This is a genomic window from Pseudoalteromonas sp. JB197 (assembly GCF_002332205.1).
Lineage (GTDB): Bacteria > Pseudomonadota > Gammaproteobacteria > Enterobacterales > Alteromonadaceae > Pseudoalteromonas > Pseudoalteromonas nigrifaciens.
On sequence record NZ_NRGZ01000002.1, the window covers coordinates 496,679 to 510,019 of the forward strand.

General features: G+C 40.9%; 12 protein-coding genes. All 12 read right to left on the bottom strand.

Annotated elements, in window-relative coordinates; all coding sequences use genetic code 11:
* Positions 1 to 59 precede the first annotated feature (59 nt).
* The 12 genes from CIK86_RS17320 to CIK86_RS17375 all read right to left on the bottom strand — a co-directional run bounded on the left by CIK86_RS17320 (position 60) and on the right by CIK86_RS17375 (position 13,293).
* Positions 60 to 1,676 carry a hypothetical protein gene (locus CIK86_RS17320; RefSeq protein ID WP_086999112.1) on the bottom strand — a complete coding sequence of 539 codons (1,617 nt, stop codon included), beginning with the start codon at positions 1,674 to 1,676 and terminating at the stop codon, positions 60 to 62.
* Positions 1,677 to 1,985: 309 nt separating this feature from the next.
* Positions 1,986 to 3,311, bottom strand: a complete 1,326-nt coding sequence (locus tag CIK86_RS17325) for a CDC27 family protein (RefSeq protein ID WP_086999109.1) — start codon at positions 3,309 to 3,311, stop codon at positions 1,986 to 1,988.
* Between the two features lie 67 nt (positions 3,312 to 3,378).
* Positions 3,379 to 3,984: an energy transducer TonB gene (locus CIK86_RS17330; RefSeq protein WP_086999106.1), complete on the bottom strand. Its 606-nt coding sequence runs from the start codon at positions 3,982 to 3,984 to the stop codon at positions 3,379 to 3,381.
* Positions 3,985 to 3,993: 9 nt separating this feature from the next.
* Positions 3,994 to 4,404 carry a biopolymer transporter ExbD gene (locus CIK86_RS17335; RefSeq protein WP_011330147.1) on the bottom strand — a complete coding sequence of 137 codons (411 nt, stop codon included), beginning with the start codon at positions 4,402 to 4,404 and terminating at the stop codon, positions 3,994 to 3,996.
* A 54-nt stretch (positions 4,405 to 4,458) separates the two neighbouring features.
* A complete protein-coding gene (locus CIK86_RS17340) occupies positions 4,459 to 4,986 on the bottom strand; it encodes a MotA/TolQ/ExbB proton channel family protein (protein ID WP_086999103.1) in 528 nt (175 codons plus the stop codon).
* A gap of 3 nt (positions 4,987 to 4,989) precedes the next feature.
* On the bottom strand, positions 4,990 to 6,357 hold the full coding sequence (locus CIK86_RS17345) for a MotA/TolQ/ExbB proton channel family protein (RefSeq protein WP_086999100.1): 1,368 nt from the start codon (positions 6,355 to 6,357) through the stop codon (positions 4,990 to 4,992).
* Between the two features lie 10 nt (positions 6,358 to 6,367).
* Positions 6,368 to 7,120, bottom strand: coding sequence for a DUF3450 domain-containing protein (locus CIK86_RS17350; protein WP_058375113.1), 753 nt, complete (start codon positions 7,118 to 7,120; stop codon positions 6,368 to 6,370).
* A gap of 300 nt (positions 7,121 to 7,420) precedes the next feature.
* Entirely contained in the window at positions 7,421 to 8,035 is a 615-nt protein-coding gene (locus CIK86_RS17355) for a DsbA family protein (protein ID WP_086999098.1), read from the bottom strand.
* Between the two features lie 117 nt (positions 8,036 to 8,152).
* Entirely contained in the window at positions 8,153 to 10,042 is a 1,890-nt protein-coding gene (locus CIK86_RS17360; protein WP_086999095.1) for a methyl-accepting chemotaxis protein, read from the bottom strand.
* A gap of 279 nt (positions 10,043 to 10,321) precedes the next feature.
* The gene (locus CIK86_RS17365) at positions 10,322 to 10,834 is read right to left on the bottom strand and encodes an RNA methyltransferase (RefSeq protein ID WP_011330140.1); all 513 of its coding nucleotides are present in this window, start codon (positions 10,832 to 10,834) and stop codon (positions 10,322 to 10,324) included.
* Positions 10,834 to 11,346 carry a YcgN family cysteine cluster protein gene (locus tag CIK86_RS17370; protein WP_086999091.1) on the bottom strand — a complete coding sequence of 171 codons (513 nt, stop codon included), beginning with the start codon at positions 11,344 to 11,346 and terminating at the stop codon, positions 10,834 to 10,836. Before CIK86_RS17370 ends, CIK86_RS17365 begins: the two co-directional genes overlap by 1 nt.
* Before the next feature lie 93 nt (positions 11,347 to 11,439).
* The gene (locus CIK86_RS17375; RefSeq protein ID WP_086999088.1) at positions 11,440 to 13,293 is read right to left on the bottom strand and encodes a DUF885 domain-containing protein; all 1,854 of its coding nucleotides are present in this window, start codon (positions 13,291 to 13,293) and stop codon (positions 11,440 to 11,442) included.
* Positions 13,294 to 13,341: the final 48 nt, after the last annotated feature.

The following is a 13,341-nucleotide window of genomic DNA, read 5'->3' on the forward strand; positions in this document are numbered from 1 at the left end:
GCGCCTAAAATGCACTTTGCAAATGGCGCCCTAACTATTTAATGTGCGTTACTGAGGTATTAGTCTTGAGCTGATGCAGCGAGTGCTGTTTCTACCCACTTGTACCAAGGTGATGTGGTGTCTTGATCAGACACTGCACCAATGTAAGGAGCTGCTTCAAAAAAGCTCGCATCTAAGCCACTTAAGTCGTTAGCGGTAACAGTAATATCGGTTGAGGCAGTATTTGTAGCAAAGCCATTGCTAGCAAATACATCGGCCCCTTCGCCTATACGTTGATTACTGCCGTTATTATCAAACCAGGCAGTAAGTGTAGTGGCCGTTAATGCTGCAGGCTCTTTACCACTATTAAAGGTGCCATCGGCATCGTCAAATTCAGAGGCGCAGGTCATTACTGAGCTATTAAAAATAATTTTATCGGCTTGCTTTTCGCCATCGCTTGAAAAGCTAATACAGCTAGATTGCAAAGCTATGTCTTTGGTCATTAATACGTTATAAAAATTAGCATTAAATGAGTCATCAAATTTAAACGCATTTGAAGGGTCAGTATCGCGAACCGATAGGCCATCGGTGGTGATAATAGTGACATTAGCAATGGTTGGGTTTGATGGTGCCACTTGCGCACTTGATGTACCTTTTACGCCGTCTGACTCAAAGCCGTTATTACCCATATATACTGTGGTGCCTTCGCGGGTAATTACGGTGCCGTGTTTAACAAACAAAAACTGCGCTTTGCCCTGCCAACCTGCATCAAAGTCAAACGAATCATCTTGAGTGTCGGTTACAACAACATGCTTAATGGTGGTTGCGCCACCAAATATTTCAATACCATCATCAAAACCTTGGTGAATATGAATGTAGTCAAACTCTGAACCCGAGCCTACCGCATTGAGGGTTAACGAGTTTAAATCATCCCCTTCTCCGCCTACTTTAGGACCTGATCCGGCATACCAAATTTTGGTCCATTTAATATTACCGCTAGAGTCGCTATTATCATTACCACCAAAGTAACTGGTGATCCCTTCTGAGGGCACATTACACGTTGCCGCGTCGCGCTCTGCTTCAGTACATTGGTCAGTAATGCCATTACCATTAATAATTATGCCGCCCCAATCTGCATAGAGTGGGCCTTTACCTTCGGCATCAAAACGAGGAAACGCCTTAGCAGAGGTAAATACAATCGGTTTATCGGCAGTGCCAACAGCTTGAATTTTTGCACCACGGGCAATGCGCACAATAGCCTCACCCGATTTAAATGCAAGAGTTGCCCCAGGCTTAACCGTTAACGTAGGGCCGTTTGTTGGAATGCTAAAATCAGTAGTCGTGTCGCCATCTGTACCAATTAATAATGCGTCTTCGAATAAGTGAACACCGCCATCAGGTAATTCTTCAAAGGTTAAGTTAGCTGTAATTTGAATATTTTTACTGGCAAACGAGTCATTATATAAACAGTCTTTACCATCAAAAATACCAGCAACCGTGCCCGCATCAGTTTGATACTCGGTACAACTAATATCATCGTTAGTGCCACCGCTATTATTATTTGAATTATTAACACTGTTATCAGTACTGGTGCTGTTATCGTTCACCGTGGGTGTAATTTCGATATCGCCGCCACAGCCTGCTAAAGTCATTGCAGTAGCCACTAGACTAACCTTAAATAAGCCAGATAATTTCATTGTTCACTCCGTTAAAGTATTTAATTATTTTGTTAGCGCATTAAGTAATAACTTAAGTCACTTTAAGGCACGACACTCATGCATTAAGGTCACTTGAGTTATCGAATAGGAGTACAATACGGGAGAGATATGACAGTGCCGTTACATTTTAATAAACACTATGTGACAATAATAAATTAAATATATTCATATGGTTAACTTTACAGAAGTAAAAAAACCGCACTAAATTAATATTAGTGCGGTTTGGCGTTGCGATTATAAACTGTTTTTATGCGCTATTAATTTAGCACCTAGCGCAAAAGTAAAACATTAAAGTAATGCTGTTTTTAGGGTTTCAGCATGTATTTTTTCGCGCTTTACATATTTAATCCATTGCTTGGCTAAGCGCTGCGACTTTTTATGTATTTGCGCTTGTTCAAACGCTAAAATAGAGGCATCAAAGTTTTGTAAATTGAACTGTGCCATGCCCAAAGCTACAAATGCGTTTGATTCAAAATCAAGGTTGCCTTTATCAAGTGCTTTACGCGCAGAGTCGGCAGCTTCTTCATATTGCTCTGTATTTACATACACTTGTGCTAAGCGCTGATCGTAGTTACCACTGCTTGATAACTGCGCCGCTTTTACAAAGTATTTAATCGATTGCGCATCTTCTTTAGCTTGGATCATGGCTTCAGCTACAAAGGCATAGTTTTTAGCGGTTTGCTCTGCTATTCCTGCCTCAATTGCTTTACTCATCACTATGGCTGCTTTATAAGCCAAGCCATTGTATAAATACACCTGGGCTAATTGGCGTAAATCTGACTTGGAGGTTAAAAAGCCTTGCTGATATGCAGCTTCAATAATTGCTAGTTGTTGTTTTTCTTGACCTGTTTCGCCATACATACCTGCTAACTGCACCCAGTATTCTGGTTTGTTATACAGCTTAACCATGCGCTCTAGTACCTTTACCACTTTATCGGACTGATTAAGTGAGTAGTACATAGCACGCTGTAATACTAGCCAGTTCTCTTTTGGTACTTTGCCTTCGCTGTCACTTAGTGTAATAGCTTGCGTTATATAGTTAAGGCCTTGCTGGTAGTCTTTTAGCTGATAATAGGTTTGCGCTCTTAACACATAGTAGCTCTCTGGCTTATCTTTTGTATTAATAGCATCCCATTGGTCTAAAAACGTAATTACTTTGTTGTAGTCACTGTTAGCCATTGCCAATTGAGCCAAACTAAACGTAGTGCTTAAACGTAATGTTTCTGGAATACCCTCCTCAGCGACTACTTTTTCAAACGCGGCTATTGCTTTGGGTAAATCGTTTTCGTTGTAATAAATAAAGCCATAAAAGTTATGCATCATTGCAATTTCGTAGGAGTTCATGCTTGATGCGCGATCTTGTATAGAATCAAGCGCTTCAAGGCCTGCTTTAACATCGCCATCGTCGGCAAGCTTTTGGGCTCGCGCTAACTGGCTATATACTTTTTCACGCAGGGCCGGTACTCGTTTGGTTTTTTGCTCTGCGGCTTGCGCTGTAAAAGCACTCACACCTGGTAATAAACTAAGTGCACTGGGGGTTACAATACTTGCGCTTATTGTTGCGGTGCAAAAAAGTGTTAATTTAAAAATAACTGCTATTGGTTGTAATTTCATCATCGCCTCGCTTTTCTATCCATCGATAGATTGAATTAATAATAGGTTGAATTAATTAATCCAAAAATTAACCGCTTATCTGGAAAGATATTTTGTTCTGTACTCCCGCAACTTCAACGGCTTCACCATTAACTACGCGGGGCTTATATTTAAATTTAAGGGCTGCATCCATCGCCGCTCGGTCAAATAGCGATTCAGGCTCTGCCTTTAATACCTGAGGGTCGCGAACTGTACCTTGTTTGGTTACTGTAAACTCAACAATAACGTAGCCTTCAATCCCACGAGACAGTGCGCGCCTTGGGTACACTGGCGCCACTTTTACAATGGGCAGGTATTCACCATCACTTGATTCAAGGGCTAAACCACCGGCTAAATTCACCTCGGCATCAACATTGGCCGCAAAGTCAAAATTATTAGCTTTTGCATTGGCATCGCTGTTTTGCATTTTTGGTGACTCCATTGGTGGTGGCGGCTCTTTGGGTGTGGGTGGTTTTTGTGGTTTGCGCTGTTTTGTTTGTAAGCTTTCTTCTTTTTTAAGCCGTACAAAGTCAAGCACGTTCCCCTTTGCAGGTTCGCTCATTGCGCCCTCACCACCAGTAATAAGTGCCTGCATGCTTAAAAACAGCATAAAGGTTACTAAAATGGCTATTACAAATGCTATTAAATAACGCATGGCTAACCCTTAGGCTTCTTGGGCCGCAATCGACACATCAAACACACCCGCGGCGCGCGCTGCATCCATTACTTTAATTAAAGTATCCGTGGTCGACTTTTTATCTGCTTGAATAACCACGCTCCCTTGTGGGTTTTCGGCTTTTAAACGCTCAATATTTGCCTGCACCGCACGCACATCTATTTGGCGTTTATTAATCCAAATTTCACCTGTGTCTGAAATAGCGACCAAAATATTAGCGCGTTCTTTTTTAACTGCAGTGGCGGCTTCGGGGCGGTTAACATCAATACCCGACTCTTTTACGAATGAGGCGGTTACAATAAAGAAAATAAGCATGATAAATACTACATCTAGCATGGGGGTCATGTTTATTTCTTCTGCTTCGTCTTCTTGAAATAGGTTTCCTAATGGGGCTCTCATTTTTTATTCTCCTAAAATAAGTGACTATAGGTAGAGCCACTTATTAATAATTGCTTAATGGTCTAAAACCATGCTGTCTTCAAGTAGCGCTACTTCACGTTTAGCGCGGCGCTGTAAGTACGTTGAGGCAAATACCCCAGATAACGCACCGACCATGCCTGCCATAGTTGGAATAGTTGCTTTAGATACACCCGACGCCATAGAGCGCGCACTGCCTGTACCTGTAATTGCCATAACATCAAACACTTCAATCATTCCTGTTACTGTGCCAAGTAGGCCAAGTAGCGGACACAATGCAACCATCACATTGATAAGTGCTAAGTTAGCGTTAAGGCGCATACTGGCGCGTGAGATCATCGCTTGGCGAATTTGTTCTGCATTCCAGCTATTACGCTCGCTGCGGGTAAGCCAACTATTTTTGATGGTTTTTTTGTAACCACGAAAACCATTAAAAAAGTAAATAAATCGCTCGAGTATCAATAACCACATCGCGAAGATTAACACCCCAATGACCAAGAGAACTTGGCCACCAGTGTCGAGAAAATCACGGATAGCATTGATTGAATCAATCAATAGCACCATGGTTTATGCTCCTTTTTCACTTCGTTTTGCAATAATGCCCGCGCTTTGCTCTTGTAAAATAAGCAGTAAGCTTTTTGCTCGGGTGTTGAGTATGGTGTAAATAAATACTGTGGGTATTGCCACAACTAAGCCAAGTACTGTTGTTACAAGCGCTTGAGAAATACCGCCTGCCATGAGCTTAGGATCCCCGGTGCCAAACAAGGTAATGGCTTGGAAGGTATTGATCATCCCGGTAACTGTACCAAGTAAACCAAGCAGCGGAGCCACTACTGAAATAATTTTAATCAGGGTTAAGTTACGGGTTATTTTTGGCATTTCACGCAGTATAGCTTCGCTTAATTTAAGCTCTAGGGTGTCGTAGGCTACATTTGGGTAGTCGTCTTTTACTTTCATAACACGGCCTAGTGGATTATCGTCGCGAGCAACCGTGTCTTTAAGTTGACGGCGAATTTTGCCACCCACTAGCAATAAAGATACAAAACGCTCAATTGCAATTAACAGTGCTAATAAACCCACACCTAAAATAACGTAACCCACAGCGCCGCCTTGGTGAACTTGCTCAGCGGTATCTGGGGCTTGTACTAGTAAACCTAAAATTGAGCCACCGGTTGGGTCTAGTGCAAACTGTACAATACCGTTTTTAGCCTGCTGTAACTCGCCTGCGGTTGATGTATAGCGCGATACGGGCTGGCGAGTAAGCTCACTTAGCGTATTTGTACTTGGGCTGTACTCTAAATATTTACCGTTGGAAATAAGGTTAAAAGCACCAACACGCACAACTTCTTGCTCTGCTTTGTTACCACCTTCAATAATAACCTGAATATTAAAGCGGCTCACTTTGCCTTGCTCGGTCATTTCACGTTGTAGCTCGTACCACACTTTTTCAATATCTTCGATTGAAGCAAGCTGTGAAGTAGATCCCATTTTTTGTGCCAGATCGTCCATAAAAATACTTCGACCAGGTATTTCTGCCGATACCACAGAGGTAGCAAACTTATTGCTTGAATCGCCTGCCACTTGTTGCAACACACCAAACAATTCTTTAAGTGATCCCATACGCTTTGATAGAGTATCGGTTAAATTAGCCAGTTTAATTTCGTTTTCTTCAAACTGTGTTTCTAAACGCTCTGATTCACTAAGCATTTGGCTACGCTTTGCTTGCGTGTCTTTTAGCATTTTTACTTGCTCGTTTTGACGCGCAGTAAACTGTTGTTCACGCTGAGTATTTTGCACACTTTGCGCAGATTTACCTTGTTCAAGGTTTTTAAGTAATGAATCTAAATCCATTGGCTCTGCTGCTACACTTGCGCATGTAAAACTTATACTTGCAGCAAGTACGGCCATTTTTGTCATTTGAGTAAACAATTTCATTTTCGACCTCTTATCGTGCTGCGTGAACTGGCAGAGTTAACATATCTGGGGCAAGTTGCTTACGCGCAATGCGTAAACCTTTATTAATTTGGCTAATGGTTGAGTCTGGAAGTGCTGCAAACGTTTTTGTTTGTGTATCCCAGCTGCCAGCTAATTTACTATCACGGGTTAAGTAAATGAGCTCTAAGCGACCAATGCGTAAAAAATCGACTTCGCGCTCTTTACCATCTACCTCAAGCAGTGCGCTGTAGGCTTCAATAGTACGGCCATAATCAACTTCTACTTGGTAGGCTTCGAGTACGCGGCGGAACTTTTCGCTAGAGGTAATATCGGCACGTTCCATCATGGCTTTTAAAGAGGTTAAACGCTTTTCACGTTCGTCTTTTAAAAATGGTACATCGAGTAATACAAACTGTTCAAGGCCGGTGATCATGCGCATCATTAGTGGCGTAATTTGACGCTCAATAATTGAAACCTGATCCATAGAGAGATTCATCGATTGCATTTCTGCAATTTGGTTATTTAACTGTTTTGTAAGCTGAGCGTTATACACAGCTAAACCATCAATTTCTTTATTAAGAGTTTTAAACTGTTGCAGACGCCCTTGCATTGAATCTGCAATCTTGTCTATTTTTGTTTGTGATTGCGCAGCCGATTTAGTAATTTCACTGCTTTTATCAATAACCTTATTTAAATCGTTTGCGTGTACAGCGGCACTTGCGGCCACAATACCAGCTATAATTAATGGTTTAACGCCTTTCATCGCATACACCTTTACTCGTTAGTTAGCAGATTTGCTAGTTTGTTTTTGTTAGCTTTAAACGTTTGATACAAACAATTAAAAACTAAATATTTTCAATGAGCGAAAGTGTATAGATGAAAAATGACAAGCATGTTGCGCAAAGAAGTCGCTTTTATGACAGCGTTAATAAATAGCCTGTCTAAGGGGGCTGTCTAGGAAGTGCTGTGTAAGGAGTGTTGTGTAACAAGTGTTATAAGGGGAGTGAGTGTTTGGCAGCCAAACACGCATAATTTAGCAATACTTAACCTGAGTTCAGGCTATTTAGCTTAAAATAGCATTAATTTGGTTTAATGTTTTTTGCCAGTCGGTGTAGTTTATTGCTATTGGGTACGCGCTACCCTCATTAATAAGCACTAAAGATGGAAAACCCTGAATGGGTAAACTATGTACATAATTAATCTCTGCAATTAACTCATTATTAAGCTCTTTTGATTGAAGCCTATTTGCAAACTGCGCTTTATTTAAACCTATTTGCTCGGCTAAGCTAATTAATGTACTTTCATCTGAGGGGTTTTGAGCATTTAAATAATAGGCTTGTTGAATGGCTGCAACCATTGCACTTTCTTTGCCCGCTTTACGCGCAATAAGCGCCGCTCTACACGCTGGGTACGTTGAGCGCCTTGGTTTACAGTTGCGCCAAAAGTCAAAATTAAACTCAGTCCCCAATTGCGCTGCTATTTTATGCCAGGTGTTTTGTAGCATATCCTGCATGTTTTGTGGCATAGGATCTTGGCTGTCAGGTGCAAGCCCTCCCACTTTGTATTCAACTACTAGCTTACTCTCAAGAGCAGCTTTTAATTTATGCCAGCTTGGTGCATAACCCCAACACCAACTACACATAGGGTCGTGTACATAAACAAGTTTACTTTGAGCCATTTGCTCCTCCGTATTAACAGCCCGTGCTTAATGTAAGCCACCAGCATTTACACATACTATAATGGTTAATAGCTAAACTGTTGTTAGCGATTGTTTTTAAACTTTAAACTTTAAACTTTAAACTTTAAACTTTTTAACCATGCGCTCTAAATCACTAAATTGTTGTTTAAGCTTGGTGCATTCATCCAAGGTACGGTTTAAATTAGCTTTGCCCTGTATTGAAAGCTCACTAATATTATGAATGTCTGAATCGAGGGATTTAACAACCTGATTTTGCTCATCGGTTGCACTAGCAACAACATGATTCGCATCGCTAATTTTTTGTATTGCATCTATAATCTGTTGCATAACAACACCTACCGCATCGGCTTGTTGCACGCTTGTTTCACTGTCGCTTAAACTGGTTTTCATTAGTTCTACCGCTAAATTAGAGCCTTTTTGTAATTGGCTTACGGTGTCTTCTATTTCTTGGGTTGATTGCTGAGTACGATGCGCTAATTGGCGAACTTCATCGGCAACTACAGCAAAACCTCGCCCAGCTTCACCAGCCCGTGCAGCTTCTATTGCGGCATTCAGGGCAAGTAAATTTGTTTGCTCGCTTACGCCTTTAATTACCTCAAGTACTTGGCCAATACTGGCTGTATGCACATTTAAGCTATTAATAGTTTGCTGTGCCTGTTCCATATTTTTTGATAACTGATGAATACTGGCCACATTATTACTGAGTGTTTGCTGGTTTTGCGCTGAGTGCTGATCGGCATTTTTAGCTAACTTAGAGGCACGCTCAGCACTGTTTGATATTTCCATTGCGGTGGCAGAAAACTGATTAATAGCGGTTGCTACACTGTCGGTGCGTTTAGTTTGGTCTTCGTACATTAATAATGTTGAGTCGGTTTGCGCCACTAAACTCGAAATAGCCACATCTAATGACTCTGTGGTGTGCTTTACTTGCTCAATAGAGTGCTGTATTTTTTCAATGAATAAATTAAAAGAATGACTTAACTCGCCAAATTCGTCTTCATTTTCAACTTCTAATCTACACGTTAGGTCGCCTTCACCTTGGGCAATGTTTTTAATAGCGTCGTTTAATCGCTGCATTGGGCGCATTAAATAGCGCAATAATAGTTGCATCATAATAATGATAACAACGATACCAATAAGCATATATATAGCGGCCGTTTTGCCAAAGGCCGACACACTGGCAAAGGCTTTATCTTTATCGATTACCACGCCTAAGTACCAGTCAACGTTTTCTATACCGCGTATTTTTGTATACGATATAAGCTTACTTTGCCCTGCCACTTGATACTCTGTAAATTCGCTTTGCAAAGCAGTGTGGGTACCAAATAACTCAGTAGTATTTTTTAAATTAAGTGCTCTGTTAGGGTGGCTTAACACTTGGCCGTTACTGTCAATTAAAAAGCCGTAACCTAAGCCTAAAAAATCTATATCGTTAATAATTTTTGTAATAATGCTCATTTCTATATCGGCGCCCGCTACACCAATAAACTGCTCATTTTGCTGCATCGGCACAACCGCAGATATAGTAAGTTCATTGCTGGTTACATCTATATAAGGGGTAGTAAAGGCAGTATTTTCTTTGTTTTCTACTAGCTTGTACCAAGGGCGAGACGTGGCATCAAAATCAGCGGGCAATACTACGCTTTGATCGTTTAATATAAACACGCCATTGGATTTACCAATATAGGTATTTTTAAAGTTTCCGGCCAACTCAGCGGTATTAAGCTGTGTAAGGGTAAGCGTTTTGCTATCACTAGATTGGTGTGTTTTTGCTATGGCTATAACAATTGCCAGTTTGTCGTTTAGCCAATTAGCAATGTTTTGCGAAACAGATTCTGAACTTTGTTGCAGTACAAGAGCAAGTTGCTGCTCGGTTTGATTGCGCATAGATACATAGTTATTAATTGTAAAAACACCAAGTACCAATACTAATATCAGTGATGCAGCAATAGTGACCTTAGAGGTAAATTTTAACGAGCCAAACATAAGTGCCCTTTTTTAATTGTTATTATTAGCACCTACAGTTTTAGCAAATATTTAACTAAATGTCTTAGTTATTAAAGCTTACGAGCAACAAAAGAGCTAAAACAGTAATAAAGGCTTAATTATGATTATTCATGAACTTAGAAGGATCGGGAAGATTAAGGTGTGTTGTTTAAATTGTGTACTTAAAAATACAAGCCCCTTGCGAGGCTTATTACTGATTGGCGCTTAACTGCGGGGGATTTATGTCGTTTTAAAATACGCTGCACAGCGACTAAAGCGCTATGCTTTTTCCCATTTCATTTTATTATTGGTATCGCGCGAATTGATAATTGTAGTATCGCTGCTCTCTACGCCGCCTAGTTTTGCTAAACGGTCGTATAGCACCACGTTACAAGTGGCGGCGAGGTTCATGCAGCCAATAGTAGGAATATACACGACTTCGTCGGCCCACTTTAAAACGTCTTTAGACACTGAGCCATCCTCTGGGCCAAACACATAAAATGCGTTTTCTGGGTGGGTAAACTCAGGCAGTGGCGTTGCACCTTCAATTAGCTCAATAACCACAACCGTGGCACCTTGTGGCTTTACTTTTTCTAAATTATCGGTGGCAGTTAGTGAGATTCGCTCAACCACATTTTTTGTATCGGTATGAAACTTTTGTGCATTTAAATAACGGTTTCCGGTAAAAAACACCTGCTGTGCGTCGTAGCAACCTGCAGCACGTAATACACCGCCCACATTAGTTGGGCTTTTGGGATTTAATAAACCAATAACAGCCTGTTGCTTGCTCATTAATCACTATCCTTGGTTGGCCACTCTGCTATATATAGGTCAAAGTCATCGAGCTTAACGTCGCAATCTTTTACGGTTTTGTCTTTTACCGAAATGCCCTGCTGATGCATTTTTGTTTTGTCGCCATTATTTAACAGCGGATGCCACGAGGCCAACCCTCGCCCTTCGTGCAAACGGCGATAGCTGCAACTTTGTGGCATAAAAAAGATATCTTTGAGGTTTTCTTTGGTAAGTTTTACACAAGATGGTACCAGCGTTTGACGATTTTCGTATTCGCTACAACCACAGGTATTATTATCGAGATACTGACACACAATATTAGTAAATATTAACTGCTCACCTTCGCGTAGCTGATCGGTGGCGGTAAATTCATCTTCATCTTCGCTATCAATAAAGGTATTTAAGCAGCATTTCCCGCAGCCGTCACAAATGGCTTCCCATTCATTTTGGTTCATGTCGCTTAGGCTTTTTTTAAGCCAAAATTGTGTATTTGCTAATTGTTGATCAAACATAATGTACTCGCGCCCCTAAAGAGCGCGCATTCTACCGTATTGCTGCAAATGGCGCAAAGCCAATACCTTGCAGGTAAGGGCTTTGCCTAAGCATTATTGTACTGATTTAACCCAGCGTTTTATTTTCTGTTCTAAAATTGGCATAGGTAATGCGCCATCTATGAGTATTTGCGTGTGAAACGCTTTAATATCAAACTTATTACCTAGCTGTTTATGTGCGTAGTCGCGCAGCTCACTAATTTTAAACTCTCCTAATTTATATGACAGCGCTTGGCCTGGCCATGCTATGTAACGCTCAACTTCGGCTATTACATCACTTTTAGCCATAGACGAATTAGCTAGCATGTAATCAATACCTTGCTCACGCGTCCAGCCTTTTGCATGAAAACCAGTGTCGAGTACTAAACGCATAGCGCGTAATTGCTCATCTGATAAACGCCCATACCACATATACGGGTCGGTAAATAAGCCAAGCTCTTTCCCTAAACTTTCAGCGTACAACGCCCAACCTTCGGCAAATACGGTGTAGCCACCAAATTTACGAAAATCTGGCAGGCCATCTATTTCTTGCTGTAATGCTATTTGAAAGTGATGCCCAGGTGCTGCTTCGTGAATCGATAGTGTTTCGAGTAAAAACTTAGCCTGCGCCTTTAAGTTATAGGTATTAATATAAAAAACACCTGGGCGAGAACCATCGGGTGCTGGAGACGCATAAGATGCGCCCGCAGCCGACTGTGCTCTGTAAGCTTCTACTGCTTTTACAACGTATGGCGCTTTTGGTGCTATGTTAAAAAGCAGTGGCAAACGCGCATCAATTTTTTGTTTTACGTTTTCGTATGCCGCTATTAACTCTTGCGGCGTGTTGTAATAAAATTCGTCCGAATCACGTAAGTGGTCAAAAAATGCAGATAAGTCACCTTTAAAGCCAACTGTTTCTTTTACTTTTTTCATTTGCGATAAAATACGCGCTACTTCACTTAAACCAATGTCATGAATTTCGTTGGCAGATAAACTAAGCGTAGTGTGTTTTTTAATTTGGTATTCGTACCACGCTTTACCGTTAGGTAAATCGCTATAACCAACACTTTCTCGGCTATTAGGAATATATTGATTAGCTAAAAACTCGCTCATGCTGTTATATGCAGGTACTAAACGCTCTATAATCAATTTTCTATATTGTGCTGTAATTTGTTGCTTTTGCTGCGCTGTAAACGACTCTGGGAAGTTTTTAATTGGCGCCCAAAATAGTGAGTCTTCGGCATCAGTTACCACATGGGCTGCAAATTGTGGTTGCAGCTTTTTAGCCAGTGACGTTGGTAATACTACGCCCAGCTTTATGCCTTGCGCCATTGATTCTTGCACACTTACAAGCCAGTTAATAAAGCCCTCACTTCGGGCTAAAAAGTTGCTGTAATCTTCAACTGTATTAAAAGGTTGTGCACTTTGTCCCGAGCCAAAACCAGCAAAGGTATTATGCGCTCCTGCCATTTGATTAATTGGCAATAAATAATCTGGGTATTGTATTCCTTCAAGCTTAAGCGCTAAGTCTTGGGCTAATATTTCAAAGCTTAATAATGCTTGTCCTACTAGCTGCTCTTTATCTATAAGTGATAAGCGCTGTTGATATTTTTCATAAAAAGCGGCTTTTTTATCGCGATTAGCCGATGAAATAACAGGCGTAAATTGGTTATTAAACTCATTACGGCCATTGTAAGTGGCACTAAGAGGGCTAAACATAAGCGATTCATCGTAATATTGCGCTACCAGTACATCAAGCTGTTGCTGCGCTGAAAGCTCTGATACCACTGCTTTGGCAGTATTAGCCATACTTAATTGCACGTGGCTACTAGTGTTGTTACTTTCATACTTACTTTTATTAATATTAGCGCAACCACTTAAAGCAAGCAGTACACCACTGGCTATAACCGCCAAGTTTATTAATTTCATGCTGATACCTTGTTAAAATTTACTTATCGAGTATGCGTAGTTACATCA

Excerpts from the sequence above, each read along its gene's own strand:
- CIK86_RS17355 (WP_086999098.1), bottom strand. The coding sequence starts at position 8,035 with ATGGCTCAAAGTAAACTTGTTTATGTACACGACCCTATGTGTAGTTGG.
- CIK86_RS17325 (WP_086999109.1), bottom strand. The coding sequence starts at position 3,311 with ATGAAATTACAACCAATAGCAGTTATTTTTAAATTAACACTTTTTTGC.
- CIK86_RS17345 (WP_086999100.1), bottom strand. The coding sequence starts at position 6,357 with ATGAAATTGTTTACTCAAATGACAAAAATGGCCGTACTTGCTGCAAGT.
- CIK86_RS17350 (WP_058375113.1), bottom strand. The coding sequence starts at position 7,120 with ATGAAAGGCGTTAAACCATTAATTATAGCTGGTATTGTGGCCGCAAGT.
- CIK86_RS17335 (WP_011330147.1), bottom strand. The coding sequence starts at position 4,404 with ATGAGAGCCCCATTAGGAAACCTATTTCAAGAAGACGAAGCAGAAGAA.
- CIK86_RS17320 (WP_086999112.1), bottom strand. The coding sequence starts at position 1,676 with ATGAAATTATCTGGCTTATTTAAGGTTAGTCTAGTGGCTACTGCAATG.
- CIK86_RS17370 (WP_086999091.1), bottom strand. The coding sequence starts at position 11,346 with ATGTTTGATCAACAATTAGCAAATACACAATTTTGGCTTAAAAAAAGC.
- CIK86_RS17330 (WP_086999106.1), bottom strand. The coding sequence starts at position 3,984 with ATGCGTTATTTAATAGCATTTGTAATAGCCATTTTAGTAACCTTTATG.
- CIK86_RS17375 (WP_086999088.1), bottom strand. The coding sequence starts at position 13,293 with ATGAAATTAATAAACTTGGCGGTTATAGCCAGTGGTGTACTGCTTGCT.
- CIK86_RS17360 (WP_086999095.1), bottom strand. The coding sequence starts at position 10,042 with ATGTTTGGCTCGTTAAAATTTACCTCTAAGGTCACTATTGCTGCATCA.
- CIK86_RS17365 (WP_011330140.1), bottom strand. The coding sequence starts at position 10,834 with ATGAGCAAGCAACAGGCTGTTATTGGTTTATTAAATCCCAAAAGCCCA.
- CIK86_RS17340 (WP_086999103.1), bottom strand. The coding sequence starts at position 4,986 with ATGGTGCTATTGATTGATTCAATCAATGCTATCCGTGATTTTCTCGAC.